Annotated in this window: 23 protein-coding genes and 1 riboswitch; of the genes, 14 read left to right on the forward strand and 9 right to left on the reverse strand. The window is 70.3% G+C overall.

The annotated features are described in order from the left end of the window. Nucleotides 1-95 precede the first annotated feature (95 nt). Entirely contained in the window at nucleotides 96-827 is a 732-nt protein-coding gene (locus AB0L95_RS10265; RefSeq protein WP_365159878.1) for a M50 family metallopeptidase, read from the reverse strand. A 49-nt stretch (nucleotides 828-876) separates the two neighbouring features. On the opposite strand from AB0L95_RS10265, the gene AB0L95_RS10270 reads away from it, so the two are divergent. From AB0L95_RS10270 to AB0L95_RS10315, 10 genes are all read left to right on the forward strand, one after another. Continuing rightward, nucleotides 877-1,692 carry an SOS response-associated peptidase gene (locus AB0L95_RS10270; protein ID WP_365159881.1) on the forward strand — a complete coding sequence of 272 codons (816 nt, stop codon included), beginning with the start codon at nucleotides 877-879 and terminating at the stop codon, nucleotides 1,690-1,692. 65 nt (nucleotides 1,693-1,757) lie between these two features. Beyond that, complete coding sequence (locus AB0L95_RS10275) at nucleotides 1,758-2,402, forward strand: alpha/beta family hydrolase (protein WP_365159884.1); 645 nt, start codon at nucleotides 1,758-1,760, stop codon at nucleotides 2,400-2,402. 255 nt (nucleotides 2,403-2,657) lie between these two features. Further along, on the forward strand, nucleotides 2,658-3,341 hold the full coding sequence (sigR, locus tag AB0L95_RS10280) for an RNA polymerase sigma factor SigR (RefSeq protein ID WP_365160387.1): 684 nt from the start codon (nucleotides 2,658-2,660) through the stop codon (nucleotides 3,339-3,341). After that, nucleotides 3,338-3,640, forward strand: coding sequence for a mycothiol system anti-sigma-R factor (gene rsrA, locus AB0L95_RS10285; protein WP_365159887.1), 303 nt, complete (start codon nucleotides 3,338-3,340; stop codon nucleotides 3,638-3,640). The genes sigR and rsrA overlap by 4 nt, the downstream gene beginning before the upstream one ends. A 218-nt stretch (nucleotides 3,641-3,858) precedes the next feature. Then, nucleotides 3,859-5,337 carry an HD-GYP domain-containing protein gene (locus AB0L95_RS10290; protein ID WP_365159891.1) on the forward strand — a complete coding sequence of 493 codons (1,479 nt, stop codon included), beginning with the start codon at nucleotides 3,859-3,861 and terminating at the stop codon, nucleotides 5,335-5,337. Further along, complete coding sequence (locus AB0L95_RS10295) at nucleotides 5,334-6,578, forward strand: HD domain-containing protein (RefSeq protein ID WP_365159894.1); 1,245 nt, start codon at nucleotides 5,334-5,336, stop codon at nucleotides 6,576-6,578. Before AB0L95_RS10290 ends, AB0L95_RS10295 begins: the two co-directional genes overlap by 4 nt. Before the next feature lie 140 nt (nucleotides 6,579-6,718). Next, on the forward strand, nucleotides 6,719-7,699 hold the full coding sequence (locus AB0L95_RS10300) for a hypothetical protein (protein WP_365159897.1): 981 nt from the start codon (nucleotides 6,719-6,721) through the stop codon (nucleotides 7,697-7,699). 99 nt (nucleotides 7,700-7,798) lie between these two features. Beyond that, complete coding sequence (gene def, locus AB0L95_RS10305) at nucleotides 7,799-8,449, forward strand: peptide deformylase (RefSeq protein ID WP_365159900.1); 651 nt, start codon at nucleotides 7,799-7,801, stop codon at nucleotides 8,447-8,449. A 270-nt stretch (nucleotides 8,450-8,719) separates the two neighbouring features. Next, a complete protein-coding gene (gene cyc1 / locus AB0L95_RS10310) occupies nucleotides 8,720-9,805 on the forward strand; it encodes an epi-isozizaene synthase (RefSeq protein WP_365159903.1) in 1,086 nt (361 codons plus the stop codon). Then, nucleotides 9,802-11,175: a cytochrome P450 gene (locus AB0L95_RS10315; protein ID WP_365159906.1), complete on the forward strand. Its 1,374-nt coding sequence runs from the start codon at nucleotides 9,802-9,804 to the stop codon at nucleotides 11,173-11,175. The genes cyc1 and AB0L95_RS10315 overlap by 4 nt, the downstream gene beginning before the upstream one ends. A 16-nt stretch (nucleotides 11,176-11,191) precedes the next feature. On the opposite strand, the gene AB0L95_RS10320 is transcribed toward AB0L95_RS10315, so the two are convergent. The 7 genes from AB0L95_RS10320 to AB0L95_RS10350 form a co-directional block, all read right to left on the reverse strand. Then, the gene (locus tag AB0L95_RS10320) at nucleotides 11,192-12,154 is read right to left on the reverse strand and encodes a helix-turn-helix domain-containing protein (protein WP_365159909.1); all 963 of its coding nucleotides are present in this window, start codon (nucleotides 12,152-12,154) and stop codon (nucleotides 11,192-11,194) included. Between the two features lie 211 nt (nucleotides 12,155-12,365). After that, nucleotides 12,366-13,376, reverse strand: a complete 1,011-nt coding sequence (locus tag AB0L95_RS10325; RefSeq protein WP_365159911.1) for a ribonucleotide-diphosphate reductase subunit beta — start codon at nucleotides 13,374-13,376, stop codon at nucleotides 12,366-12,368. Between the two features lie 73 nt (nucleotides 13,377-13,449). Then, on the reverse strand, nucleotides 13,450-15,837 hold the full coding sequence (locus AB0L95_RS10330) for a ribonucleoside-diphosphate reductase subunit alpha (protein WP_365159914.1): 2,388 nt from the start codon (nucleotides 15,835-15,837) through the stop codon (nucleotides 13,450-13,452). A 143-nt stretch (nucleotides 15,838-15,980) separates the two neighbouring features. Then, a riboswitch (cobalamin riboswitch) is annotated at nucleotides 15,981-16,074 on the reverse strand. An 87-nt stretch (nucleotides 16,075-16,161) separates the two neighbouring features. Further along, complete coding sequence (locus AB0L95_RS10335; protein ID WP_365159917.1) at nucleotides 16,162-16,668, reverse strand: GNAT family N-acetyltransferase; 507 nt, start codon at nucleotides 16,666-16,668, stop codon at nucleotides 16,162-16,164. A gap of 94 nt (nucleotides 16,669-16,762) precedes the next feature. Then, entirely contained in the window at nucleotides 16,763-18,391 is a 1,629-nt protein-coding gene (gene mctP, locus AB0L95_RS10340; RefSeq protein ID WP_365159920.1) for a monocarboxylate uptake permease MctP, read from the reverse strand. After that, nucleotides 18,388-18,654: a DUF3311 domain-containing protein gene (locus AB0L95_RS10345; RefSeq protein ID WP_365159922.1), complete on the reverse strand. Its 267-nt coding sequence runs from the start codon at nucleotides 18,652-18,654 to the stop codon at nucleotides 18,388-18,390. The genes mctP and AB0L95_RS10345 overlap by 4 nt, the downstream gene beginning before the upstream one ends. Nucleotides 18,655-18,779: 125 nt before the next feature. Beyond that, on the reverse strand, nucleotides 18,780-19,544 hold the full coding sequence (locus AB0L95_RS10350) for a GntR family transcriptional regulator (RefSeq protein WP_365159925.1): 765 nt from the start codon (nucleotides 19,542-19,544) through the stop codon (nucleotides 18,780-18,782). Between the two features lie 426 nt (nucleotides 19,545-19,970). Between AB0L95_RS10350 and AB0L95_RS10355 the strand changes: the two genes are divergently transcribed. From AB0L95_RS10355 to AB0L95_RS10370, 4 genes are all read left to right on the forward strand, one after another. Beyond that, complete coding sequence (locus AB0L95_RS10355) at nucleotides 19,971-21,245, forward strand: extracellular solute-binding protein (RefSeq protein ID WP_365159928.1); 1,275 nt, start codon at nucleotides 19,971-19,973, stop codon at nucleotides 21,243-21,245. An 89-nt stretch (nucleotides 21,246-21,334) separates the two neighbouring features. Next, nucleotides 21,335-22,321: a sugar ABC transporter permease gene (locus AB0L95_RS10360; RefSeq protein ID WP_365159931.1), complete on the forward strand. Its 987-nt coding sequence runs from the start codon at nucleotides 21,335-21,337 to the stop codon at nucleotides 22,319-22,321. Then, nucleotides 22,318-23,160 carry a carbohydrate ABC transporter permease gene (locus AB0L95_RS10365; protein ID WP_365159934.1) on the forward strand — a complete coding sequence of 281 codons (843 nt, stop codon included), beginning with the start codon at nucleotides 22,318-22,320 and terminating at the stop codon, nucleotides 23,158-23,160. The genes AB0L95_RS10360 and AB0L95_RS10365 overlap by 4 nt, the downstream gene beginning before the upstream one ends. Before the next feature lie 9 nt (nucleotides 23,161-23,169). Further along, the gene (locus tag AB0L95_RS10370; RefSeq protein ID WP_365159937.1) at nucleotides 23,170-24,684 is read left to right on the forward strand and encodes a glycoside hydrolase family 3 N-terminal domain-containing protein; all 1,515 of its coding nucleotides are present in this window, start codon (nucleotides 23,170-23,172) and stop codon (nucleotides 24,682-24,684) included. Nucleotides 24,685-24,766: 82 nt separating this feature from the next. On the opposite strand, the gene nagB is transcribed toward AB0L95_RS10370, so the two are convergent. Further along, on the reverse strand, nucleotides 24,767-25,552 hold the full coding sequence (nagB, locus tag AB0L95_RS10375) for a glucosamine-6-phosphate deaminase (RefSeq protein ID WP_365159940.1): 786 nt from the start codon (nucleotides 25,550-25,552) through the stop codon (nucleotides 24,767-24,769). Nucleotides 25,553-25,567: the final 15 nt, after the last annotated feature.

Raw genomic sequence — 25,567 nt, forward strand, 5'->3', positions numbered from 1 at the left:
TAGTGGCTGGGCCGCTCCGTAGATCTTGATCAAAAACGGCGAAACCGGAGCGAAACCCTGGTCTGGTAGGGGCCCGGAACGTGCAGGTGCGGTCGTCAGAGTCGCAGCAGCCACTGTGCGCCGCCCATCAGCGAGCACAGCGACACCACGTGGAACAGGAAGAGCCACATCCCCGCCGGTACATGGGTGAGCCGGGACAGCTGGTCCGCGTCCGAGTCCCCGGCGCCCCCGCGCGAGCGCTTCGCCTGCAGCTCGAAGGCCGGGCGTACGCCGCCCAGCAGCAGGAACCACACCACCGCGTACGCGAACGCCGCCTGCACCTGGGGACCGGCCAGCCAGGACACCAGCAGGAAGGTGCCGCCGGTGAGGACCACGGTCAGCGCCCCGTACGCGTTGCGGATCATCACCAGCACGGCCAGCAGCAGCGCGGTGGCCAGCCACAGCAGCAGTGTGATGTGCCCGGCGGCGAGCAGTGCCGCGCCGCCCAGACCGAGCAGCGGGGGAGCGGTGTAGCCGGCGGCGGCGGTGAGGATCATGCCGAGGCCGTACGGCTTGCCACGGCTGACGGTGAGGCCGCTGGTGTCGGAGTGGAGCCGGATGCCGGTGAGAGTACGGCCGGTCAGCAGCGCGATCAGCCCGTGGCCGCCCTCGTGCGCGATGGTGATGGCGTTGCGTGCGATCCGCCAGGCGCCCCGCGGGACGACCACGGCGAGCGCGGCGACCAGGGTGGCGACCGCCACCCACAGGTCGGGATCAGGCTGACTTCCGAAGATCCGGTCCCACAGGTCGGGGAGGGCGCTCAGTGAGGTCGAGGCGAGGCTGTCCATTGCGGTGGGTGGCTCCTGGGCTGTGGGCGGATCTGGCAGGGTGGCACGTATGTGCGGACGGTATGCAGCGAGTCGCAGGCCCGAGGATCTCGTAGAAACCTTTGACATCGAGATGGGGGAGCCCGAGGAGACTCTGGCGCCCGATTACAACGTGGCCCCGACCAAGCAGGTCTACGCGGTTCTGGACCGTCCCCTGAAGGACGCCGCCGACAAACGGCCGGTTCGCCAGTTGCGCAGGCTCACCTGGGGCCTCGTCCCGTCCTGGGCCAAGTCGCCCGAGGGCGCCGCGCGGATGATCAACGCACGCGCGGAGACGGTGCACGAGAAGCCGTCCTACCGCCGTGCCTTCGCCGCCCGCCGCTGCATCGTCCCCGCCGACGGCTACTACGAGTGGGTCACCGGCGTCCAGGAGCGTGATCTGGAGGTCGAGGGCCGGAAGAAGCGGCCGCGCAAGCAGCCGTACTTCGTGCTGCCTGCCGACGGCTCGGTCTTCGCGATGGCCGGTCTCTACGAGTTCTGGCGGGACCGGACGCTGCCGGACGACCACCCGCGCGCCTGGTGGGCGACCTGTTCGGTGATCACGACGGAGGCCGAGACGACCCCGCTGGCCGTCGCCCCCGCCGACGGCCCGGGCTCCCTGGCCGACATCCATCCGCGGATGCCCCTGATGCTGACCCCCGACCGCTGGGACGCCTGGCTCGATCCCGCCCGCACCGACCCGGACGACCTGCGCTCCCTGCTCCAGGCGCCGCCCGCCGGCCTGATGCGCGCCTACCCGGTCTCCACGGCGGTCAGCAATGTCCGCAACAACGGCCCGGAGCTGCTGAAGGAGCTGGAGGCCCCCGAGGAGGGCACACTCTTCTGACGTGTCCCGAGGGGACGCGTGACCGAGGCGGACAGGCCGCGCAGGGCGGCCGGAGGGCGGCGGACGTGACGGATGCGACGCAGAGCGTGGAGACCGAGGCCGGTACGGCCCGTGTCACCTGGCACCGGGCTCGCACGGCCACGCTGGTGCTCGCCCTCGGCCATGGCGCCGGGGGCGGCGTCGAGGCGCGCGACCTCCAGGCGCTCGCCGGGGTCCTGCCCGCGCACGGGGTGACCGTGGCCCTCGTCGAGCAGCCCTGGCGCGTCGCCGGCAAGAAGGTGGCCCCCGCGCCGAAGACGCTGGACGCGGGCTGGCACGGGGTGTGGCCCGCCCTGGCGGAACCCGGGCTGCCCGTGATCGCCGGCGGGCGCAGCGCCGGGGCCCGGGTCGCCTGCCGCACGGCCGCCGCTCTCGGGGCGGCCGCGGTCCTCGCGCTGAGCTTCCCGCTCCACCCGCCGGGCCGGCCCGAGAAGTCCCGCGCCGACGAGCTGCTGGGGGCGGGTGTGCCCACCCTGGTGGTCCAGGGCGGCCGGGATCCCTTCGGCCGACCGGAGGAGTTCCCCCAGGGGTCGTACGGGCTCGTCGAGGTGCCGTACGCCGATCACGGCTTCGCGGTCCCCAAGCGCGCCGAGCTCGGCCAGGAGCAGGCCCTGGAGATCGTCACCGAAGCCGTGACGAAGTGGGCCATGTCACTTGAGTCGCCCGCGTGACGCCCGGGAATGTTGCGGGGCGGACCACTGTTGTGCGGAATCAGACAGCACCGGCCGTGCTGCACCGCACGACGAGAGGAAGTCCGCCGCATGGGTTCGACCATCTGCCCGAGCCGTAGCAGCAGCGTTGACCTGGACTGGACGGTGCTGCACGCGACGAAGGCCGCCTCTGTTCGGGCGGCGGCGAGCAAGGGTGTTCGTCTATCCTCCGATCTCAGTGGGACCGGTTTCGGTTCTGCCACGTCGCTGGAGGAGGTGGGTCCGGTCACCGGTACCGACGCAGGGACCGAACACGGCCAGGCGGAGCAGCCCGAGGGCCGGGGGACGAGCGCTGAGTCGTCCGCCGCGCGCAGTGCGCGCTTCGAGCGGGACGCGCTGGAATTCCTCGACCAGATGTACTCCGCCGCGCTGCGCATGACGCGCAACCCGGCGGACGCCGAGGACCTGGTGCAGGAGACCTACGCGAAGGCGTACGCGTCCTTCCACCAGTTCCGCGAGGGCACCAACCTGAAGGCCTGGCTGTACCGGATCCTCACCAACACATTCATCAACTCGTACCGCAAGAAGCAGCGCGAACCCCAGCGCAGCGCGGCCGACGAGATCGAGGACTGGCAGCTGGCGCGGGCCGAGTCGCACATGTCGACCGGTCTGCGCTCCGCCGAGTCGCAGGCGCTCGACCACCTGCCCGACTCGGACGTCAAGGAGGCACTGCAGGCGATCCCCGAGGAATTCCGCATCGCCGTCTATCTCGCGGACGTAGAGGGCTTTGCGTACAAGGAGATCGCGGACATCATGGGGACACCCATCGGTACGGTGATGTCCCGGCTGCACCGGGGCCGCCGTCAACTGCGCGGCATGCTCGAGGACTACGCCCGCGAGCGCGGGCTGGTCCCGGCCGGCGCCGGAGAGTCGGACGAAGCGAAAGGCTCGGGCTCATGAGCTGCGGAGAGCCGCACGAGACGGACTGCACTGAGGTCCTCGACCATCTCTACGAGTTCCTCGACCGTGAGATGCCGGACGTGGACCGCACGAAGATCCAGCACCACTTCGAGGAATGCTCGCCGTGCCTTGAGAAGTACGGTCTGGAGCAGGCCGTGAAGAAGCTGGTCAAGCGGTGCTGCGGCCATGACGATGTGCCGAGTGACCTTCGGGCGAAGGTCATGGGCCGCATCGACCTGATCCGTTCGGGTCAGACGGTGCCCGAGCACGATGTGACGGCGACGCCACGGGAGTCCTGAACTCCTGACCGTGCGAGTCCTTGAACCCTTGTTCGAGGCAGCGGTCAACCCTTGACGGTTCGTCACCCGAACGCGCTAATCCGTGGGTCAGGGGCCCACGGATTCCCCCCAAAGCCACCCTCCCGGGCCGCGCTCCCCTCTAGGCTCCCGAGCCTGAACGGGGCATGACCGGACCCACCCGGTCCGGGACAACGGCGCGGGTACGGGGGAGGTACGCCATGGGGCCGGTCCGGCCGTCGGCAGGCGCCTACGTAGGCTGCGCCGTCCTCGGCGCCCTGGTGTGCATGGCCCCCCTGCCGGACCTCTCGGTCTCCTGGCGGGCGGTCGCGCTGCTCGCCGCGCTCTACGTCGGCTGCGAGCAACTGCCACTGCCCCGGGTCCTCGGCCGTACCCGAGCCGGACGGACCACCCCCACGCCCCCCGGCGGCCACCGGGCCCTGGAGGGCATGGGCACCTTCTACCCCGTGCTGCTCGCCGGGGCCTTTCTGCTGCCGCCTGCCGCCGCCGCGCTCGTACCGCTGCCCGGTGCCCTGGGGGCCCATGTCGCCGAACGGCCGTCCTGGCCGCGCCGGGCCTGGCGGGCCGCACGGCTCTCCCTCGCCGTAGGGGCCGCGTCCCGCGTCCACTGGTCCCTCGGCGGGCACACCGCGGTGACCGGCCCCCACTTCCCTCACGCCCTGCTGACCGCCGCGGCCGCGGTCGTGGCGTTCTGCCTGGTGCTCACCGCCCTCGACGGCGGCATCCTGGCGCTCGGCGTGGGAGCACCGCCCGCGCCCTCACGGCAGCGGGGCAGGGCACCGGCGCGCACCGCCTGGCGCGGGCTGTTCCTGCGCTCCCTCGCGCCCGTCGCCGTGCACGGACTGGCCGGGCTGATGATGGCCGTGCTGTGGCGCAGCCCCTACGGGCCGGTGACCGCACTGCTCGTGCTGCTGCCCATGTACGTCTCCTGCTGGGTCTTCGCCCAGTACCACCGGGAGCGGGCCGCCCACCAGGCGACGATCCGCGCGCTCGTCCAGGCCGTCGACCTCAAGGACGGCTACACCCGCGGCCACAGCGAACGCGTCGGACAGGCCTCCATGATGATCGCGCGGGAACTGGGCCTGGACGACCACCGAGTGGAGGTGCTGCGGTTCGCCGGGATCCTGCACGACGTGGGCAAACTCGGCGTACCGACCCGGCTGTTGCGCAAGGACGGACCGCTCACCCCCGAGGAGCGCCGGATCATCGAGCTGCACCCGGAGTACGGCCATGAGATCGTCCGCGGCATCGGGTTCCTCGGCGAGGCACGGTCCGCGATCCTCCACCATCACGAGCGGCTCGACGGCACCGGATATCCCTACGGGCTGAGGGGCGGCCAGATCCCGGAGTCCGCGCGGGTGGTCGCGGTCGCCGACGCCTTCGACGCGATGACGTCGACCCGCTCCTACCGGCGCGCCCGGCCCGTCGCGGCGGCGCTGGAGGAATTGCGGCGGTGCGCGGGCGCCCAGTTCGACCCGGCGATGGTGCACGCGCTGATCCGCGCGCTGGAGCGGTGGGGGTGCCTCGGCTCGGACGAGACCGGGAACCGCCAGGGCTGGTACCCGGCGGTGACCGCCGACGAGCAGCACGGGAACGAGCAGCAGGGGAACGTACCACCGCCGGCCCTGCCCGCGGCCGGTCAGCCGGCCGGGCGGGGGCACGGCGGGGGCGGCGCATGACCGCCGGCCGCCTCCCTCTCGTCCTCGCCCGCACGACCGCCGCGCTGCTCGCCGTCGGCTGTCTCGGCCTGACCCTCTGGCACGGCCTGGAGGAACCGACCGCCGCCCTCGCCTTCGGGGTGCTCATCGCCGTGGGGGAGCTGTCCCGGTGGAGCGGCAGCGACGAGCGGGAGCCCGCCCCCCTCGGCGCGGCCGGGGCACTCTCCTACGCCCTGCTCGGGCAGATCGCCGGGCGGCCCACCCACCACGGGGTGTCGCAGGTGGTCACCGTGGTCCTCGCGGCCGCCCTCGCCGGCTGTGTCCTGCATGTGGCCCGGGGCCGCGGCTCCACCGCCGACCACCTCACCCGCCGCCTGCTGACCGTGGGCTTCGCCGCCCTCTGCTTCCAGCCGGTCTACCGCCAGGTGGGACCGCACGGCTGGGGCGGACCCGCGTACACCCTGCTGGTCGTCGCCCTGCTGGTGCTCACCACCCTGTGCGACGCCGTGCTCGCCGCCGCCCTGGCGCACTCCCGCACCCGCTGGCCGTTCGGGCCGCTGCTGCGGGACGAACTGCGCGCCCGGCTCGGCATCGGCTCCGCCGTCTGCGCGACCGGTGCCGTGATGTCGCCGGCCGTCGCGGTGGTGGGCCTGTGGGCGCTGCCCGTGTTCTCGCTGCCGTTGCTGCTCACCCAGCTCTCCTACCGGCGCTACGCGGCCGTGCGCACCACCTACCGGCAAACCATCGCCTCCCTGGCGCGCGCCACCGAGATCGCCGGGTACACGCCCCCCGGGCATGCCCGGCGGGTCGCCGCGCTCAGCCGGGCCGTCGGCCGTGAGCTGGGCCTGAGTGAGCCCGAGCTGACCGTGCTGGAGCACGCGGCGCTCATGCACGACATCGGGCAGCTCAGCCTCGTCGACCCGGTGCCGGCGGGCGCCACCGCCGCGCTGCCCGCCGAGGAACAGCGGCGCATCGCGCTCCTCGGCGGCGCCGTCGTCCGGCAGACCGGGGTGGACGCCGAGGTCGCGGTCGTCGTGGAGCGGCAGGCGGACCCCTACCGGGACCAGCCGGTCAGCGCCAGGATCGTGCGGGCCGTGAACGCCTACGAGGAGATGGCGCGGGAGGGCGCGGGCCCCGGGGGACCGCTCAGCGCGCTGGAGCGGCTGCGTCTCGCCGGTGCGCGGGACTATGAGCCCGAGGTCGTGGAGTCACTCGCGAGGGTGTTGCAGAGAGACGGTCTGACCTTGCCGACAGCGGGGTAACCCATGGGTAATGAGCGCCCGTCCGGCGGTACGTGGTTGGATGCGAGGAGAGGGTGTTCGGGGGCACTGCTCGCGCGTGACCCCGTAAACGGCAGGGAAACCGGCAGGCGGGAATCGCAAGGGACTGGCAGGCGGGAATCGTGAGGATCTTCGGGAAGGGACGGCACCGGCCCTCCGCCTCCTGGCGGCAGGCCACCGACCGCGCGTTCACGCTGATCGGCGACGGCCGGTACGAGGACGCGGGCGCGCTGCTGACCCGCGCCGCGGACCTGGAGCCGTGGCTGTCGGAGTCCTGGTTCAACCTCGCCCTGCTGCACAAGTTCCGCCACGACTGGGAGCAGGCCCGCGCGGCCGGACTACGCGCCGTGGCCCTGCTCGACCGGGAGACCGGCGCACCGGACTGGTGGAACGTGGGCATCGCGGCCACCGCCCTGCAGGACTGGCCGCTGGCCCGCCGCGCCTGGCAGGCGTACGGGCTGCGGGTGCCCGGCGGGGCCGCCGTCTCCAGCGAGCCCGCCGGGATGGAGCTGGGCAGCGCCGCCGTACGGCTGTCGCCGGAGGGCGAGGCCGAGGTCGTGTGGGGGCGACGCCTGGATCCCGCGCGGATCGAGGTGCTGTCCATCCCGCTGCCGTCCTCCGGGCGCCGCTGGGGCGAGGTCGTGCTCCACGACGGGGTGCCCCACGGGGAGCGCACCACGAGCGCCGGGCACGCCTATCCCGTCTTCGACGAGATCGAGCTGTGGGCGCCCTCGCCGGTGCCCACCTGGGTCGTACTGCTGGAGGCCGCGACCGAGGACGACCGGGACGCCCTGGAGCAGCTGGCCGCCGACGCCGGTTTCGCCGCCGAGGACTGGTCCTCGTCGGTGCGGCTGCTGTGCCGCGCGTGCTCCGAGTCCCGGATGCCGTCCGACGAGGGCGACGGCGAGCACCTCGATCCGCACGATCACAGCGAGCCCGGGCACCCCGGACCGCTGGGGCACCGTACGAACGGGCAGCTGTGGGTGCCGGAGCGCGAGTGCGGCATCGCGGCGCCCGACTCGCTGGTGCGGGGGCTGCTCGACGGCTGGGTGGCGGACAGCCCGGACTCCCGTGACTGGCGGGACCTCGAAGAGGTCTGCTGACCAGCGGCCCGGCCCGTGAATCCCGGGGAAGCACCCGGGCGTGCCCCGTAGTCTGTACTGGCAGGATTTCCCAAGGTTGCAGGAAGGCGTACGTCGGTCATGGCGCAGCAGGACACCGATCAGCAGCACGCGGGCGTGCTCCCCGTGGACGACGAGGGCTTCGTCATCGACACCGAGAGCACCGAGGAGCGTGAGACGGCCTGGCGCGAGCGCGGCACCTCGCGGCCGATCACGGTCGTCGGGAACCCGGTGCTGCACAAGGAGTGCAAGGACGTCACGGAGTTCGGCGCGGAGCTGGAGCAGCTGATCGCGGACATGTTCGCCAGCCAGCGCACGGCTGAGGGCGTGGGCCTGGCCGCCAACCAGATCGGCGTCGACCTGAAGGTCTTCGTCTACGACTGCCAGGACGACGAGGGCGTGCGCCACGTCGGCGTCGTCTGCAACCCCAAGCTCGTCGACCTGCCCGCCGACCGGCGCCGTCTCGACGACAGCAACGAGGGCTGCCTGTCCGTCCCGACCGCGTACGCGCCGCTCGCCCGGCCCGACTACGCCGAGGTGACCGGCCAGGACGAGAAGGGCAACCCGGTCAAGGTGCGCGGTACGGGCTACTTCGCCCGGTGTTTGCAGCACGAGACGGACCATCTGTACGGCTACCTGTACATCGACCGGCTGTCCAAGCGCGAGCGCAAGGACGCCCTGCGGCAGATGGCCGAGAACGAGCCCCGCTACCCCGTGGTGGCCAACGACTGAGGTCCCTCACCGACGACGCCTGGCCGGGCATCGCTCCCGGCCAGGCGTCGTTCATGTGTGCGTCGCACATTCGATCCTGTGTGCGTCTGAACTGACCCATATTCAGTCACACAAGGGATATTCTCGGCACGGTCGGAGATGGGTGAGCCAAATCCGTTCCCAGACCGGTCAGTTGTGGTGCTGAATGGAAAGCGCGGGGATACGCAACGGCGCGCGCCCGGCACGGCGGGAGGGGCGTGACGCCAACCGGCGGCTGAGAGGGGTTTGTTCGTGCCAGCTTTCCCACACAGCACTTCACCGACGACGATCGCGGTCGCGGTTCCACCGGCGCTCTGTTTGCCGGTCATCGAGACCGCGTTTCCTCGTCGACTGCACCCGTATTGGCCCCGTCTGCAGGAGAAGACGCGTTCCTGGCTGCTGGAAATGCGGCTCATGCCGGCGGGCAAGGTCGAGGAGCACGCCGACGGGCTCCGTTACACCGACCTCATGGCGGGGTACTACCTCGGGGCCCCCGACGAGGCCCTGCAGGCGATAGCTGACTACAGCGCGTGGTTCTTCGTCTGGGACGACCGCCACGACCGTGACATCGTCCACCATCGGCCGACCGCCTGGCGGACGCTGAGGCTCCAGCTCCATACGGCCCTGGACGCACCCGGGCACCATCTGCACCATCCCGATCCCCTGGTCGCAGGGTTCGCGGACAGCGTGGGGCGCCTGTACGCGTTCCTGGGCGAGGGGTGGAACGCGCGCTTCGCCCGGCACTTCCACGCGGTGATCGAGGCGTACGACCGGGAGTTCCGCAATCGCATCCGCGGGACCGTCCCGACGGTCGAGGCCTACCTGGAGCTGAGGCGGCTGACCTTCGCGCACTGGATCTGGACCGATCTGCTGGAACTCGGCGCGGGATACGAACTGCCGGACGCCGTTCGGAAACACCCCGCATATCGGCGGGCGGCTCTGCTCAGCCAGGAATTCGCCGCCTGGTACAACGATCTGTGCTCGCTCCCCAAGGAAATCGCGGGAGACGAGGTCCACAATCTCGGGATCAGTCTCGTGCAGCACGAGGGGCTGACGCTCGAAGAATCCATCGAGGAAATGCGCCGGCGGATCGAGGAATGCATATCCGGTTTCCTTGCCGCAGAAAAAGAGGCACTACGGTTCGCTGATTCCCTCGCGGACGTCTCCGTGGAGGGAAAGGAAATGAGCGATGCCGTGAAGGCGATCGTCGCAAACATGCGGAACTGGTTCAGCGCCGTCTACTGGTTCCACCATGAGTCCGGCCGCTACCGGGTCGACAGCTGGGACGACCGCTCGACACCCCCGTACGTCGACAACGAAGCGGCAGGTGAGAAATGACCCTGGAATCGGTCGGTTCGAAGGTGCCCGAGGCACCTGCGCCCCCGCGTGTCGCCCCGCTCGCCGCGGGCGGCGTCCCCCTTCTCGGCCACGGCGGGCAGCTCTTCCGGGACCCGCTCGGCTTTCTGGGCCGGCTCCGCGACGACGGCGGTGTCGTCCGGCTGAGGCTCGGACCCAAGACGGTGTACGCGGTCACCACCCCCGCGCTCGCCGGGGCCCTCGCGCTCAGCACCGACTTCCAGATCGGCGGCCCGCTGTGGGAGTCCCTGGAGGACCTGCTGGGCAAGGAGGGCGTCGCCACCAGTAACGGTCCGCTGCACCAGCGCCAGCGACGCGCCATCCAGCCCGCCTTCCGGCTGGAGGCCGTCCCCGGCTACGGGCCGGTCATGGCCGAGGAGGCCCGCGCGCTCGTGGAGCGCTGGCGGTCCGGCGCGACCATCGACGTCACGACGGAGTCGTTCCGTGTGGCCGTACGCATCGCCGCCCGATGTCTGATGGGGGGCACCTACATGGACGAGCGCGCCGACCGCATCTGCGCCGCGCTCGCCACCCTCTTCAGCGGCATGTACCAGCGCATGGTGATACCGCTCGGACCGCTGTACCGCCTGCCGGTTCCGGCCAATCGCGCATTCAACCGGGCACTGGCCGATTTGCATCTCCTGGTCGACGAGATCGTCGCCGCCCGCCGGGCATCCGGTCTAAAGCCGAACGATTTGCTCATGGCTTTGCTGGATGCGAAGGACCACAACGGTGAGCCCATTGGGGAACAGGAGATCCACGACCAGGTCGTCGCCATAGTCACGGCCGGGAGTGAAACAGTGGGCTCCATGGTCATGTCGCTTCTCCAGGTGCTCACGGATCACCCGGAACAGGCGGACAAGATCCGCGACGAAGTGAAAGCCGTGACGGGCGGCCGACCCGTCGCATTCGAGGACGTCCGGAATCTGACGTACACCGCCAATGTCATCGTCGAGACAATGCGGCTGCGCCCCGCCGTATGGATTCTGACGCGGCGGGCCGTGACCGAAACCCAGCTCGGCGGCTATCGCATTCCGGCCGGGGCGGACGTCGTGTACAGCCCCTACGCCATCCAGCACGACGTCCGCTCCTACGACCGGCCGGAGCTGCTCGACCCCGACCGCTGGCTCCCGGAACGCGCCAAGGACGTCCCGAAGTACGCGATGACCCCGTTCGGGGTCGGCAACCGGAAGTGCCCGGGGGACCACTTCTCGATGGCCGAACTCACCTTGATCATGGCGGAGGTGGCGTCCGCCTACCGTTTCGAGGAGGTGCCCGGGTCCGACCCGAGGCTCCGCATCGGCATCACCCTCCGCCCGCGCAGGCTGCTGCTCAGGGCGCTGCCGAGGTGACCTTCCGGGCGCACGTTCAGGCGGCCCCGGGGCCCCTGAACGTGCGCCGGTAGGCGGCCGGCGTCGTCCCCAGGGCGCGCCCGAACTGATGGCGCAGCGCCGCCGCCGTGCCGAATCCGGTGCGGTCGGCGATCGCGTCCATCGTCTCGTCGGTGCGCTCCAGCAACTCCTGGGCCCGCAGAACCCGTTGACGCAGGATCCAGCGGTACGGGGTGGTGCCGGTCTCCTGCTGGAAGCGGCGGGCGAAGGTGCGCGGGGACAGGTGCGCCCGGGCGGCCAGCTGCTCGACGGTCACCTCCTGGTCGAGATGGCGCTCCATCCACACCAGCACCTCCGCGACCGTGTCGCACTGCGACCGCGGCAGCGGCCGCTCGATGTACTGGGCCTGGCCGCCGTCGCGGTGCGGCGGCACCACCATCCGCCGGGCGATCCTGTTGGCCACCTCCGACCCCTGCTCCTTGCGCACGATGTGCAGACAGGCGTCGATCCCGGCTGCTGTGCCCGCGGAGGTGATCACCGGGTCCTCGTCGACGTAGAGCACATCCGGCTCGACGACCGCCCGCGGGAAGCGGCGCCCGAGGGCGTCGGCGTGCCGCCAGTGCACCGCGCACCGCCGCCTGTCGAGCAGTCCGGCCGCCCCCAGCACGAAGACGCCGCAACAGACGCTGAGCACCCGGGTGCCGCGCGCGACGGCCCGGCGCAGCGCGTCCAGCAGTTCCGGCGGGTACTCCCGGCTCGCATAGGTGTCTCCGGCCGGCACGGCGATCAGATCGGCCTCCTCCAGCCGCTCCAGTCCGTGGGGCGTGGACACGGTGAATCCGCAGTGGGTGCCCAGCGTGGGCGCCTCGGCCGAGGCGACCGCGAAGTCGTACACGGGCAGCCCCTCGTCGCTGCGGTCGATGCCGAACACCTCGCACACGACGCCGAGTTCGAAGGGGTGCACTCCGTCGAGAAGGACGGCGACGACGTTCTTCAGCATGCTGCCAGTGTGCCCGGTAAGTGGCAGTAATTCGAGGGTGGAGGGCAGTCCTGCCACTGTCAGGAGCGTCGGCCGTGAACGACAGTTACCGCATGAACGCATTCACGGGATACGCGACCGTCCTGCTCCTGCTCCTTCTGCTGGCCGGACCGGCGTTCGTGGGCCTGCTCCACGAACGCCGGATCGACCGTCAGCTGAGGGCGGCCGAGACTCAGAAGTCCTCGTCCAGGTCGACGGTGCCCTCCACCGCCACCTGGTACGCCGAGGGACGCCGCTCGAAGAAGTTGGTCAGCTCCTGAACACCCTGCAGCTCCATGAAGGCGAAGGGGTTCTCCGAGCCGTAGAGCGGGGCGAAGCCGAGGCGCGTGAGACGCTGGTCGGCGACACACTCCAGGTACTGGCGCATCGAGTCGGTGTTCATGCCGGGCAGGCCGTCACCGCACAGATCCAGGGCGAACTGCAGCTCGGCCGCGACGGCCTCCCGCAGCATGTCGGTCACCTGCTGCTGGAGCTCGTCGTCGAAGAGGTCCGGCTCCTCCTTGCGGACCGTGTCCACGACGTCGAAGGCGAACGACATGTGCATCGTCTCGTCCCGGAACACCCAGTTGGTGCCGGTGGCCAGACCGTGCAGCAGACCCCGGCTGCGGAACCAGTAGACGTACGCGAAGGCGCCGTAGAAGAACAGGCCCTCGATGCACGCGGCGAAGCAGATGAGGTTGAGCAGGAAGCGGCGGCGGTCGGCCTTCGTCTCCAGGCGGTCCAGGTTCTCCACCGAGTCCATCCACTTGAAGCAGAACTCGGCCTTCTCGCGGATGGACGGGATGTTCTCCACGGCCGCGAAGGCGGCGGTCCGGTCCTCCGGGTCGGGGAGGTAGGTGTCCAGCAGCGTCAGATAGAACTGGACGTGCACGGCCTCCTCGAACAGCTGGCGCGACAGATACAGGCGCGCTTCCGGGGAGTTGATGTGCTTGTACAGCGTCAGCACCAGGTTGTTCGCGACGATCGAGTCGCCCGTCGCGAAGAAGGCCACCAGACGGCCGATGAGGTGCTGCTCGGCCGGCGTCAGCTTGGCGAGGTCGGCGACGTCCGAGTGGAGGTCGACCTCCTCCACGGTCCAGGTGTTCTTGATGGCGTCCCGGTAGCGCTCGTAGAAGTCGGGGTAGCGCATCGGGCGCAGGGTCAGTTCGAAGCCCGGGTCGAGCAGATGGGTGTTACGGGTCATGTCCGTCGGCGCGAAGCGCCGTCCTCCAGGGGGGATGGTCGGGTGGCGGGCGGGAGTGAGAGCTTCGGCGCTCTTACTGGCAGGCTTCGCAGGACTCGGGGTTCTCCAGGGAGCAGGCGACCGCGTCGGGGTCGACGGCCTGCTGCGCGGGGATGGTGGCGGGGGCCTGAGCCTGGGCCGCGCGGGCGATCCGGGTCGCCGGGCGCGAGCGCAGGTAGTACGTCGTCTTCAGACCCTGCTTCCAGGCGTACGCGTACATCGAGGAGAGCTTGCCGATGGTCGGCGTCTCCAGGAACAGGTTCAGGGACTGCGACTGGTCCAGGAACGGGGTGCGGGCCGCGGCCATGTCGATGAGCCCGCGCTGCGGGATCTCCCAGGCGGTGCGGTACAGCGCCCGGACGTCCTCGGGGATCCACGCGAAGCCCTGCACCGAGCCGTTGGAGTCGCGCAGCGCCTCACGGGTGCGCGCGTCCCAGACGCCCAGCTCCTTCAGGTCCTGCACCAGGTACGAGTTGACCTGGAGGAACTCCCCGGACAGCGTCTCGCGCTTGAACAGGTTGGAGACCTGCGGCTCGATGCACTCGTACACGCCCGCGATGGAGGCGATGGTCGCGGTCGGGGCGATCGCGAGGAGCAGCGAGTTGCGCATGCCGACCGCGGCGATCCGCTCGCGCAGGGCCGCCCAGCGCTCGGGCCAGGTCAGCTCGACGCCGTAGTGGTCGGGGTGCAGGACACCCTGGGCCGTACGGGTCTTCTCCCAGGCGGGCAGCGCGCCGTTGCGCTCGGCCAGGTCGGCGGAGGCCTCGTACGCGGCGAGCATGATGCGCTCGGCGATCCGCGTGGACAGGGCTTTGGCCTCGGGCGAGTCGAAGGGCAGACGCAGCTTGAAGAAGACGTCCTGCAGACCCATCGCACCCAGGCCCACCGGGCGCCACTTGGCGTTGGACCGGCCGGCCTGCTCGGTGGGGTAGAAGTTGATGTCGACGACGCGGTCGAGGAAGGTGACAGCGGTGCGGACCGTCTCGTCCAGACGCTTCCAGTCGATGTCCCCGCCGTTCACGAAGGCCCCGAGGTTGACCGAGCCCAGGTTGCAGACCGCGGTCTCCCCGTCGTCCGTGACCTCCAGGATCTCCGTGCAGAGGTTGGAGGAGTGGACGACATGGCCCGCGGTCGCCGTCTGGTTGGCCGTCCGGTTGGCGGCGTCCTTGAAGGTCATCCAGCCGTTGCCGGTCTGCGCGAGGGTGCGCATCATGCGGCCGTACAGGTCACGGGCGGGGATGGTCTTCCTCGCGAGCCCTGCCGCCTCCGCCGTGCGGTAGGCGGTGTCGAACTCCTCGCCCCACAGGTCGACCAGCTCCGGCACGTCCGCCGGGGAGAACAGCGACCACTGCTCGTCGGCGTTGACCCGGCGCATGAACTCGTCCGGGATCCAGTGCGCGAGGTTGAGGTTGTGCGTACGCCGGGCGTCCTCACCGGTGTTGTCGCGCAGCTCCAGGAACTCCTCGATGTCGGAGTGCCAGGTCTCCAGATACACCGCGGCCGCGCCCTTGCGCCGGCCGCCCTGGTTCACGGCGGCGACGGAGGCGTCCAGGGTCTTCAGGAAGGGGACGATGCCGTTGGAGTGCCCGTTCGTGCCGCGGATCAGCGAACCGCGGGAGCGCACGCGGGAGTAGGCGATGCCGATGCCGCCGGCGTGCTTGGAGAGGCGGGCGACCTGGTGGTAGCGGTCGTAGATGGAGTCCAGTTCGTCCAGCGGGGAGTCGAGCAGATAGCAGGACGACATCTGCGGGTGACGCGTACCGGAGTTGAACAGCGTGGGGGAGGAGGGCAGATAGTCGAGGCGGCTCATCAGCCCGTAGAGCGCCGCGACCTCGTCCACCGCGCGGGCGCTGTCGTCCTCGGCGAGACCGGCGGCGACACGGAGCATGAAGTGCTGGGGCGTCTCGATCACCTGGCGGGTGATCGGGTGGCGCAGCAGATAGCGGCTGTGCAGGGTGCGCAGCCCGAAGTAGCCGAAGCGGTCGTCGGCGGCGGGGTCGACGAGGGCGTCCAGCCGGGCGGCGTGCCCGCGCACGAAGGCGGCGGTCCGGTCGGCGACCAGGCCCTCCCGGTGTCCCACGGCGATGGACTCGGTGAACGACGTGACGCCCTGGGAGGCGGCCTCGGCGCGGACGGAGATCGTCAGCAGCCGGGCGGCCAGCCGGGAGTAGGCGGGGTCCTCGGAGATGAGGCCGGCGGCCGCCTCCGTGGCCAGCTCGCGCAGTTCCGTCTCGTCCGCGCGCACCGACCGTCCGCGCAGCGCGGCGGCGGCGACCCGGCCGGGGTCGGTGTCGGGGAGGTCGGCGGTCAGTTCCGTCAGGGTCCGCAGCAGCGCGGCACCGGGACCGTCGGTCTCCTCGGTCACCGCGATCGACACCGAAGCCGGTGTCGCTGAAGCCGGATCGGCTGGCGCGATGGTCACGTGGGGCTCTCCCTCGCTCGGCTCGGGGCCTGGCGGAGGGCGGGGGCAGCTCACGAGCGCGCGCGGGCGTCGCGTCCACCGGCCCATCCCACGAGGCCCGGACGTCAGGCGCCCGGACCGGTCGGTCGGGCGCACTGTCGGCAGGTCCTCGGACTGACGCTTGTGCCGCACCGCCCTGAGGACGGACATGCACAAGTACACCGTTGCGGGACAGTTCCGGATTCGCACCGGATTCCCCTGCGGCGACAGCGAGCATGAGCATACATCTTGTGCCGGGTCGCGAGGCCACCCCCAGATGTTGTGCCGTGTCGGCTCCGGAGCGTGTCAGAGTGTCAACGCATAGGTGAGCAGCCTGAGGTCGAACAGGTCCGGAAGCGGGTTCCAGTCCCGCTCCGGTGTACGAAGGAAGCCGAGGCGTGCGTAGATCCGGTGGGCGGTGTGCATGGTGCGCTGGGTGGACAGCACCACGCGCAGACAGCCGGGGACCGTACGGGCGCGGTCGACGCAGGCCCGCACCAGGGCCTCGCCGGTGCCGCGCCCCCGGGCCGCGTGGTCGACGGCCAGCATCCGTATCTCCGCCTCGCCGGGACCGGCGATGTCGGCCATGGGCCCGCCCGCCGGGACGAAGGTGACCCCGCCGAGCACCCGGTCGCCCTCCACGGCGACCAGCACCTCGGCGGCGTCGGCCCGCTTGGCCACGTCTCTCAGCTCGTCGAGGTAGGAGTCGCTCTCGCCGAAGTCGAGCAGCCCGTCCCGGAGGTAGGCCTGAGCGGTGATCTCGCCGAGGGCGGCGTACTCCTCGGGCAGTGCCTGGCGGATGGTGAGGTCCATGGGGCCGAGTGTGCCCGACGGGAACGACAGCGGGCCGCCGGATTTCTCCGACGGCCCGCCCGCTACGGGCCCCTGTGGCCCGGGACCCGTCGTCCTAGTGGGACGTACCGGCCGTCGCCGGAGGCAGTTCCACCTGCACCCCGGCGTCGCCCGCGTCCGCCGTGTAGTCGTCCGGCCTGGTCTCGTCGACTCCCTCGGGGGCCTTCACGGCCTTCAGGACGAAGGTCAGGACCACTGTGACGAGGACGTTCATCACGAACGCCGTCATACCGATGTAGCCGATCTCACCGATGCCCGGGATCTCCTTCGCCGAGCCCCCGAAGTGCTTCTGCGTCGGGGAGGCGACACCGTACGCCGCGAGGGTGCCGTAGACCATGCCGACCGCCCAGCCCGCGAGCAGCGCCCAGCGGTGGAACCAGCGGGTGAAGAGCCCGCCCACCAGGGCCGGGAAGGTCTGCAGGATCCAGATGCCGCCCAGCAGCTGGAAGTTGATGGCAACCGTCTTGTCCATCGTCAGCACGAAGACCAGGGCGCCCACCTTCACCAGCAGCGACACGATCTTGGAGACCCGGGTCTCCTCCTTCGGTGTGGCGTCCGGCTTGATGAAGTCCTTGTAGATGTTGCGGGTGAACAGGTTGGCGGCCGCGATGGACATGATGGCCGCCGGGACCAGCGCCCCGATGCCGATCGCCGCGAACGCCACGCCCGCGAACCAGTCCGGGAACATGTCCTCGAACAGCTGCGGAATGGCCAGCTGTCCGTTCTGTACCTTCACGCCCGCCGCGATCGCCATGAAGCCCAGCAGCGCCAGCAGACCCAGCATCAGCGAGTACAGCGGCAGGATCGTGGTGTTGCGGCGGATCACCTCACGGCTGCGCGAGGACAGCGTCGCCGTGATCGAGTGCGGGTACATGAACAGCGCGAGCGCGGAGCCCAGTGCGAGCGTCGCATAGGTCCACTGACCCGTCTCCGGCGGTGCGAGGGCCCCGCGCGGCTTCCCCGTCAGCGGATTGGTCTGCGCGAACGCATGGCCCGCCTTGGCGAAGATGTCGTCGAAGCCGCCCAGCTTGATCGGGATGTAGATGATCGCCACCGCGATGACGATGTAGATCAGCCCGTCCTTGACGAACGCGATCAGCGCGGGGGCCCGCAGACCCGACGAGTACGTGTACGCGGCGAGCACGCCGAAGGCGATCAGCAGCGGCAGGTCCTTGACGAACCAGTTGGTGTTCTCGCCGCCGCCCACGCCCATCACGTCCAGCACGGCCTGGATGCCCACCAGCTGGAGTGCGATGTACGGCATCGTCGCCAGGATGCCGGTGATCGCCACCGCCAGCGACAGCCCCTTGGAGCCGAACCGGCCGCGTACGAAGTCGGAGGTGGTGACGTATCCGTGCCGATGCGACACCGACCACAGCCGGGGCAGGAAGGTGAAGATCAACGGGTAGACGAGGATCGTGTACGGCACCGCGAAGAAGCCCGACGCGCCGGCCGCGTAGATCGCTGCCGGTACGGCCACGAAGGTGTACGCCGTGTACAGGTCCCCGCCGAGCAGGAACCAGGTGATCCAGGTGCCGAACGACCGGCCGCCGAGGCCCCACTCGTCGAGGCTGTGCTCGTTCTCGGCCTTGCGCCAGCGGGCCGCCAGGAAGCCCAGCACGGTGACGGCCAGGAAGAAGAAGACAAAGACGCCGAGCGCGACGCCGTTCACGCCGTTCTTCACTGCGACGCACCCCCCTCGCGGTCGGCGCGGGCGCGCTGGTCACGGCGCCACAGCTGGTAGGCGGTCATGGTCAGCGCCGTGGAGATCAGCACCCACAGCATCTGGTACCAGTAGAAGAAGGGGATACCGATGAAGGCGGGATCGGTCTTGGCGTAGGAGCCGACCCACAGCATGGCGACAAAGGGTGCTACGAGACAGAGGGCGATGACGACGCGCACGGGCGTCACTGTCGCCTCTCTTGTCACATCCGACTGATCTGACATCTGGTGGCTCCGTCCCCTCACAGTTCACCTGTGTAATGCGCAGGCAATCTAGGTGACGGTGTGCCGGGGCGGAAGACCTCGTCCGGATATCGGCCCTCAACAGCGGAGAATGGCCGCCGGGCGGCTCACTCCTGGGGCCGCTTGAGCCTCGCCACGAACTTGTAGCGGTCCCCGCGGTACACCGACCGCACCCACTCCACCGGGTTGCCCTGCCCGTCCAGCGAGTGCCGGGAGAGCATCAGCATCGGCAGGCCGACATCCGTGCCGAGCAGGCCCGCCTCACGGGGGGTGGCCAGCGAGGTCTCGATGGTCTCCTCGGCCTCCGCGAGATGGATGTCGTAGACCTCCGCGAGCGCCGTGTAGAGGGAGGTGTACTTGACCAGCGAGCGGCGCAACGCCGGAAAGCGCTTGGCGGACAGATGCGTCGTCTCGATCGCCATGGGCTCGCCGCTCGCCAGCCGCAGACGCTCGATGCGCAGCACCCGGCCCCCGGCCGCGATGTCGAGCAGCCCGGCGAGGGTGTCGTCGGCGGTGATGTAGCCGATGTCCAGCAGTTGCGAGGTCGGTTCCAGGCCCTGGGCGCGCATGTCCTCCGTGTACGAGGTGAGCTGCAGCGCCTGGGAGACCTTCGGCTTGGCGACGAATGTGCCCTTGCCCTGGATGCGCTCCAGCCGGCCCTCGACGACCAGCTCCTGCAGGGCCTGGCGTACGGTCGTGCGCGAGGTGTCGAACTCCGCGGCCAGTGTGCGCTCGGGCGGTACCGGCGTTCCGGGCGCCAGCGTCTCCGTCATCTCCAGCAGATGCTTCTTCAGACGGTAGTACTTGGGCACGCGCGCGGTGCGGACGGTCGCCCCGCCCTCGCTCTCCGCACTGCTGACGTCGGTGCTCATGGTCTGCCTTCCCGGCTCCGGATGCCGAAGCGACCGGCACTCCGTCGGTCGCGGCTCACATCGTGGCACGGCTTGATGCGGGGGGTGCCCCGCATGTTCCGCGATCCCCGTCACGCGTCCGGGGATCCCCTCTGTATACCGTCGGCACTCCCGCTGGTCTAGTCCACCGCCCCGAAGTGGTCCAGTCGGGCAGGCCTCGCTGGCCTGCCCTTTTTGCTGGGTTCCTACTTAAAGGTCCTTGCATATGTAGGTCCCATAACGGACGCCCGGACCGCGCCGAACACCCTTGACACACCTATTGGTCTGGGCCAAGCTCCCCCGTACTGGTCTACACCATTGGTCCAGGTCCCGGCCCCACGGGCGGTACTCGTCATCAAGTCGCCGCGGGGACAAGGGGGGTTGGTGGCATCCCTGAGGAGGGTGGGCGTGAAGCGCAAGCTGATAGCCGCGATCGGAATCGCGGGCATGATGGTCTCCATCGCGGCATGCGGGAACGGGGACAACAAGTCCGGGGGGTCGGACGCCAAGGAACTCACCGTCTGGCTGACGGTCGACGCGCAGAACAACTGGCCCACGCTGGTGAAGGCCGCGGACGACGCCGTGGCCAAGAAGCACCCCGGTCTGAAGATCAAGCACGAGTACTACGGCTGGCCGGACAAGAACGCCAAGCTCGACGCGGTCCTCGCCACGGACAAGGTGCCCGACGTGGTCGAGATGGGCAACAGCGAGATGCTCAGCTACATGGTCAAGGGCGCCTTCGCCCAGGTGGACCCGGCCAAGTTCGACAACTCCGGCCAGTGGCTGGACGGCCTGAAGACCTCCGTCACCTACGACGGCAAGACCTACGGCGTCCCGTACTACGCGGGCGGCCGGGTCGCCAACTGGCGCAAGGACATCGCCGCTTCGGTGGGCATCAAGACGCCCCCGAAGACGTACCAGGAGCTGACCGCCGACCTGGACAAGATCCAGAAGAAAGAGGGCGACAAGTTCAACGCCTGGTACCAGCCGACGCGCGACTGGTACGCGGCGATGTCCTTCGTCTACGACGCGGGCGGCTCCATCGCCAAGGAGGAGGGCGGCCAGTGGAAGGCCAACCTCTCCTCGCCCGAGTCCGTCAAGGGCCTCACCGAGTTCAAGAACGTCGTCGACAAGTACATGCACGGCGACAAGACCAAGGACGAGTCCGACCGGTACATCGTCTACGGGCAGGGCAAGTCCGCCATGATCTTCGCCGCCGCCTGGGAGGGCGCGACCGCGGCCGATCCGAAGAACGACAAGACCGGCAAGCTCAAGGACAACCTCGAGAACTTCGTGATGCCCGGCCCGTCCGGCAAGAACATCCCGGTGTTCCTGGGCGGTTCCGACCTCGCGATCCCGGTGAAGTCCAAGGCACAGGACCTGGCCGGCGAGTGGATCAACGCGTTCACCGGCTCGCAGGGCCAGAAGGGCCTGATCGCCAAGGGCAACCTGCCCAACAACAAGACGGACCTCGCCACGCTGAAGAACGACCCGGCGACGGCGGTGCCCGCCACCGCCGCCGAGTCCAACTGGTTCGTCCCGATGGCACCGGGCTGGGGCCAGGTCGAGAAGGCGCAGGTCCTGCAGACCATGCTGCAGGACATCGGCACCGGCAAGAAGTCGGTCGAGGCCGCCGCGAAGGACGCGGACGCCGCGATCGACAAGGTCATCAACACCAAGTGACCTGAGCGCGGGGCCCCGTAGCCCAGGGGGGAGTCCGGGGCAGGGGCCCCGCGTCCCGTTCGACCTGAGGGACCGCTGAGGAGCGCGCGATGAGTGCCGCAGACACGACCACCCCCGCCAAGGTGCCGCCGCCGCGGCCGGCGCCGCCACCCGTCGTCCCGGAGGGACCACGCAGAAGGCGCACGTCGAGCGGGGCGGCGACCCCCTGGCTGCTGCTCGCGCCCTGTCTGCTGGTCCTCGCCCTGGTGATGGGCTATCCGCTGGTGCGCCTGGTCACCCTGTCCTTCGAGAAGTTCGGCCAGTCCCAGCTGTGGGGCTTCCAGCCGGCCGAGTCGGTCGGGTTCGCCAACTTCACCGATGTGCTGGGCGACGGCGAGTTCTGGGCCGTCGTCGTGCGCACGGTCGTCTTCGCGGCCGGCTGTGTCGTCTTCACGATGGTCGCCGGCATGCTGATCGCCCTGCTGCTCCAGCAGGTCTCCGGCTGGGTGAAGACACTGATCAACATTGCGCTGGTGGCCAGCTGGGGCATGCCCGTCGTCGTGGCCACCACGGTCTTCAAGTGGCTCTTCGACTCGGACTACGGCGTCTTCAACGCGTTGCTGAGCAAGCTGCCCGGGGTCGAGATGATCGGCCACAACTGGTTCGCGTCGGGGCCGCAGGGCCTGGCCGTGATCATGCTCCTGGTGGTGTGGGGAGCGGTGCCCTTCGTCGTGATCACGCTCAGCGCGGGCCTCACCCAGGTCCCCAAGGAGCTTCAGGAGGCGGCCCGGCTGGACGGCGCGGGCGCCTGGGGGGTCTTCCGCTATGTCACCCTGCCCGTCCTCAAGCCGATCATCGTGATGCTCACGACCCTCTCGGTGATCTGGGACATGGGTGTCTTCCCGCAGGTCTTCGTGATGCGCGGCGGCCACCCGGAAGCCGAGTTCCAGCTCCTCACCACCTACTCGTACGACCGCGCGTTCGTCGTCAACGACTATGCGCAGGGCTCGGCCATCGCCCTGCTCACCGTGGTGCTGCTGCTCGGCGTGGTCGCCGTGTACATGCGCCAGATGCTGAAGATCGGAGAGGTCGAATGAGCACCCTCGCGTCTCCCGGCCGCCGCAGGCCGAGGCTCGGCTGGAACCTCCTCGGCCTGCTCGTCTTCGTCACCGCCGGCTTCCCCGTCTACTGGATGGTCGACACGGCGTTCAAGCCGGCGAAGGACGCCATCGACCCCGATCCGAGCCTGCTGCCGACGGGCCTCACTCTGGCCAACTTCCGCCGGGCGTTGGACATCGCGGACTTCTGGGGCCCGGTCGGCCGCAGCCTGGTCGTGTCCCTGTCGGTGGTGGCGATCGGCATCGTCGTCGGGATGCTGGCCGCGCTCGCCATCTCCCGCTTCGCCTTCCGCGGCCGGAAGGTCGTGATCGTGGGCATCCTGGCGGTCCAGATGATCCCGCTGGTCGCCATGATCATCCCGGTCTTCCTGCTGCTCAACGACCTTGACCAGTACGACAGGCTGACCGGCCTGATCATCACGTACCTGACCTTCATCCTGCCGTTCACCGTGTGGACGCTGCGCGGGTTCATCGTCAACATCCCGGGCGAGCTGGAGGAGGCCGCGATGGTGGACGGCTGCTCCCGCACGGGCGCCTTCCTGCGCGTGGTCTTCCCGCTGCTCGCCCCCGGCCTGGTCGCCACCTCGGTCTACGGCTTCATCCAGGCCTGGAACGAGTATCTGTACGCCCTGATGCTGATGAGCCAGCAGCACCAGACCGCGACCGTCTGGCTCGGCAACTTCACCACCAAGCACGGCACCGAATACGCCCCGATGATGGCCGGTGCCACGATGATGGCGGTGCCGATCGTCGTGCTCTTCCTCCTCGTCCAGCGCAAGATGGCCGCGGGCCTGACCGCGGGCGCCGTGAAGGGATAACGCCACCCGATGACGACATTCGCCAGCGGTACCAGTGCGTCCAATTCGGGCAAGGACGGCCTCAGCCGCGACGCGCTCACCGTCCTCCAGCCCGGCTTCACCGGCACCACCGCCCCCGACTGGCTGCTGCGCCGCCTCGGCGAGGGGCTGGCGTCCGTGGGACTGTTCGGCCGGAACATCGCCTCCCCGCAGCAGCTCGCCGCCCTGACCGCCCAGTTGCGCGCCGAACGCGACGACGTGCTCGTGGCGATCGACGAGGAGGGGGGCGACGTCACCCGCCTGGAGGCGGGGTCGGGATCCTCCTTCCCGGGCAACCACGCGCTGGGCGCCGTGGACGACGTGGAGCTGACCCGCGCGGTGGCCCACGAGCTGGGCCTCCGGCTCGCGGAGTGCGGGGTCAACCTCAACTGGGCGCCCTCCGCCGATGTGAACTCCAACCCCGCGAACCCGGTCATCGGCGTGCGGTCCTTCGGTGCCGACACGGAACTGGTGGCCCGCCACACCGCTGCCTATGTCACCGGACTGCAGTCCGCGGGCGTCGCCGCCTGCACCAAGCACTTTCCCGGGCACGGCGACACGGCGGTCGACTCCCACCAGGCGCTGCCGCGCATCGACGCGTCGGCGCAGGTGCTCCAGGGGCGCGAACTCGCCCCGTTCCGGGCGGCGATCGCGGCCGGCACCCGCGCGATGATGAGCGCGCACATCCTGGTCCCGGCCCTGGACCCGGACCGCCCGGCCACGCTGTCCCGGCGCGTCCTGGCCGACCTGCTGCGCGGCGAACTCGGCTACGACGGCCTGATCGTGACCGACGGCATGGAGATGCGGGCGATCGCCGGGACATACGGCATCGAGCGCGGCAGCGTTCTCGCCGTCGCGGCGGGCGCGGACGCCATCTGCGTGGGCGGCGGCCTCGCGGACGACGAGACGGTACGGCGTCTGCGGGACGCCCTGGTCACGGCCGTGCGCTCGGGCGAGCTGGCCGAGGAGCGGCTGGCCGAGGCGGCCGAGCGGGTCCGGGCGCTCGCGCGGTGGACGGCGTCGTCGGCGGCGACGGGCGCTCCCGCGCGGCCGGCCCCCGGCGCCGACGTCGGTCTGCTCGCGGCCCGGCGCGCGCTGACCGTCACCGGGGCGGAGGGCTTCACCCCGCTCACCGAGCCGCCCTACGTCGCCGCCCTTACCCCCGTCGCGAACATCGCGGTGGGTGACGACACCCCCTGGGGCGTGGCCGCGGAACTGATGCGCATGCTCCCGGGCACCGAGACGGGCAGCTTCGCGGGGGAGACGGTGGGACGGGCCGTGCTGGAGGCCGCCGGGGCGCGGCGGATCGTGGCGGTGGTCCGCGACGAGCACCGTCACCCGTGGATGGCGGGGGCCCTGGACGTGATCCTCGCGCAGCGCCCCGACACCGTCGTGGTCGAGATGGGTGTCCCGCAGGCCGCCCCCCGCGGGGCCCTGCACATCGCCACGCACGGGGCGGCACGGGTGTGCGGACGGGCCGCGGCGGAGGTCGTCGCCGGCAGATGACGGCGGGGCGGTTCGAGCGTGAGCACCACCCCGGCGGGGAGGGGGAGGGCGCCGGGTTCCGGCGCCCTCCCCGGTCGCAGCACTAGATGCCCTGCCAGTCGGGCTTATTGGCGTAGGTGTGCCGGAAGTAGTCGGAGAGCTTCAGTTTGGACGCGGCGGCCTCGTCCACGACGACGGTCGCGTGCGGGTGGAGCTGGAGCGCGGAGGCCGGGCAGACGGCGGCGACCGGTCCCTCGACGGTCGCGGCGACCGCGTCCGCCTTGCCCTCGCCGGTCGCGAGCAGCACCAGGTGCCGCGCCTCGAGGATGGTGCCGATGCCCTGGGTGATCACGTGATGCGGCACCTGGTCGATGTCGCCGTCGAAGAAGCGCGCGTTGTCGATCCGGGTCTGCTCGGTCAGCGTCTTGATCCGGGTGCGGGAGGCGAGCGAGGAGCACGGCTCGTTGAACCCGATGTGCCCGTCGGTGCCGATGCCGAGCAGCTGCAGATCCACCCCGCCGGCCTCCGCCAGCGCCGTGTCGTACGCCGTGCACGCCGCCCGTACGTCCTCGGCCGCGCCGTCGGGCCCCATGAACGCCTGCATACCGATCCCGAGCGGCTGGAGCACCTCACGGGCGAGCACCGAGCGGTACGACTCGGGGTGATCGGCCGGCAGGCCCACGTACTCGTCGAGCTGGGCGATCCGTGCCCGCGAGACATCGGCGGCTCCGGAGCGCACCTTGGTCGCCAGCGCCTCGTAGACGGGCAGCGGCGTCGATCCGGTGGCCACGCCGAGCAGGGCGTCGGGCTTGCGCCCGAGCAGCTGTGCCATGGCCTCGGCGATGAGCTCGCCGCCCGCCTTGGCGTCCGGGACGATGACAACTTCCACGGTGGGCCTGCCGAT

This window comes from Streptomyces sp. NPDC052036 (genome assembly GCF_040680495.1).
Taxonomy (GTDB): domain Bacteria; phylum Actinomycetota; class Actinomycetes; order Streptomycetales; family Streptomycetaceae; genus Streptomyces.

Bases quoted from the DNA above. Each gene is read 5' to 3' on its own strand.
- AB0L95_RS10265 (WP_365159878.1), bottom strand. From the start codon at position 827: ATGGACAGCCTCGCCTCGACCTCACTGAGCGCCCTCCCCGACCTGTGG.
- AB0L95_RS10270 (WP_365159881.1), top strand. From the start codon at position 877: ATGTGCGGACGGTATGCAGCGAGTCGCAGGCCCGAGGATCTCGTAGAA.
- rsrA (WP_365159887.1), top strand. From the start codon at position 3,338: ATGAGCTGCGGAGAGCCGCACGAGACGGACTGCACTGAGGTCCTCGAC.
- AB0L95_RS10290 (WP_365159891.1), top strand. From the start codon at position 3,859: ATGGGGCCGGTCCGGCCGTCGGCAGGCGCCTACGTAGGCTGCGCCGTC.
- AB0L95_RS10295 (WP_365159894.1), top strand. From the start codon at position 5,334: ATGACCGCCGGCCGCCTCCCTCTCGTCCTCGCCCGCACGACCGCCGCG.
- def (WP_365159900.1), top strand. From the start codon at position 7,799: ATGGCGCAGCAGGACACCGATCAGCAGCACGCGGGCGTGCTCCCCGTG.
- AB0L95_RS10315 (WP_365159906.1), top strand. From the start codon at position 9,802: ATGACCCTGGAATCGGTCGGTTCGAAGGTGCCCGAGGCACCTGCGCCC.
- AB0L95_RS10320 (WP_365159909.1), bottom strand. From the start codon at position 12,154: ATGCTGAAGAACGTCGTCGCCGTCCTTCTCGACGGAGTGCACCCCTTC.
- AB0L95_RS10325 (WP_365159911.1), bottom strand. From the start codon at position 13,376: ATGACCCGTAACACCCATCTGCTCGACCCGGGCTTCGAACTGACCCTG.
- AB0L95_RS10335 (WP_365159917.1), bottom strand. From the start codon at position 16,668: ATGGACCTCACCATCCGCCAGGCACTGCCCGAGGAGTACGCCGCCCTC.
- AB0L95_RS10345 (WP_365159922.1), bottom strand. From the start codon at position 18,654: ATGTCAGATCAGTCGGATGTGACAAGAGAGGCGACAGTGACGCCCGTG.
- AB0L95_RS10350 (WP_365159925.1), bottom strand. From the start codon at position 19,544: ATGAGCACCGACGTCAGCAGTGCGGAGAGCGAGGGCGGGGCGACCGTC.
- AB0L95_RS10360 (WP_365159931.1), top strand. From the start codon at position 21,335: ATGAGTGCCGCAGACACGACCACCCCCGCCAAGGTGCCGCCGCCGCGG.
- AB0L95_RS10365 (WP_365159934.1), top strand. From the start codon at position 22,318: ATGAGCACCCTCGCGTCTCCCGGCCGCCGCAGGCCGAGGCTCGGCTGG.
- AB0L95_RS10370 (WP_365159937.1), top strand. From the start codon at position 23,170: ATGACGACATTCGCCAGCGGTACCAGTGCGTCCAATTCGGGCAAGGAC.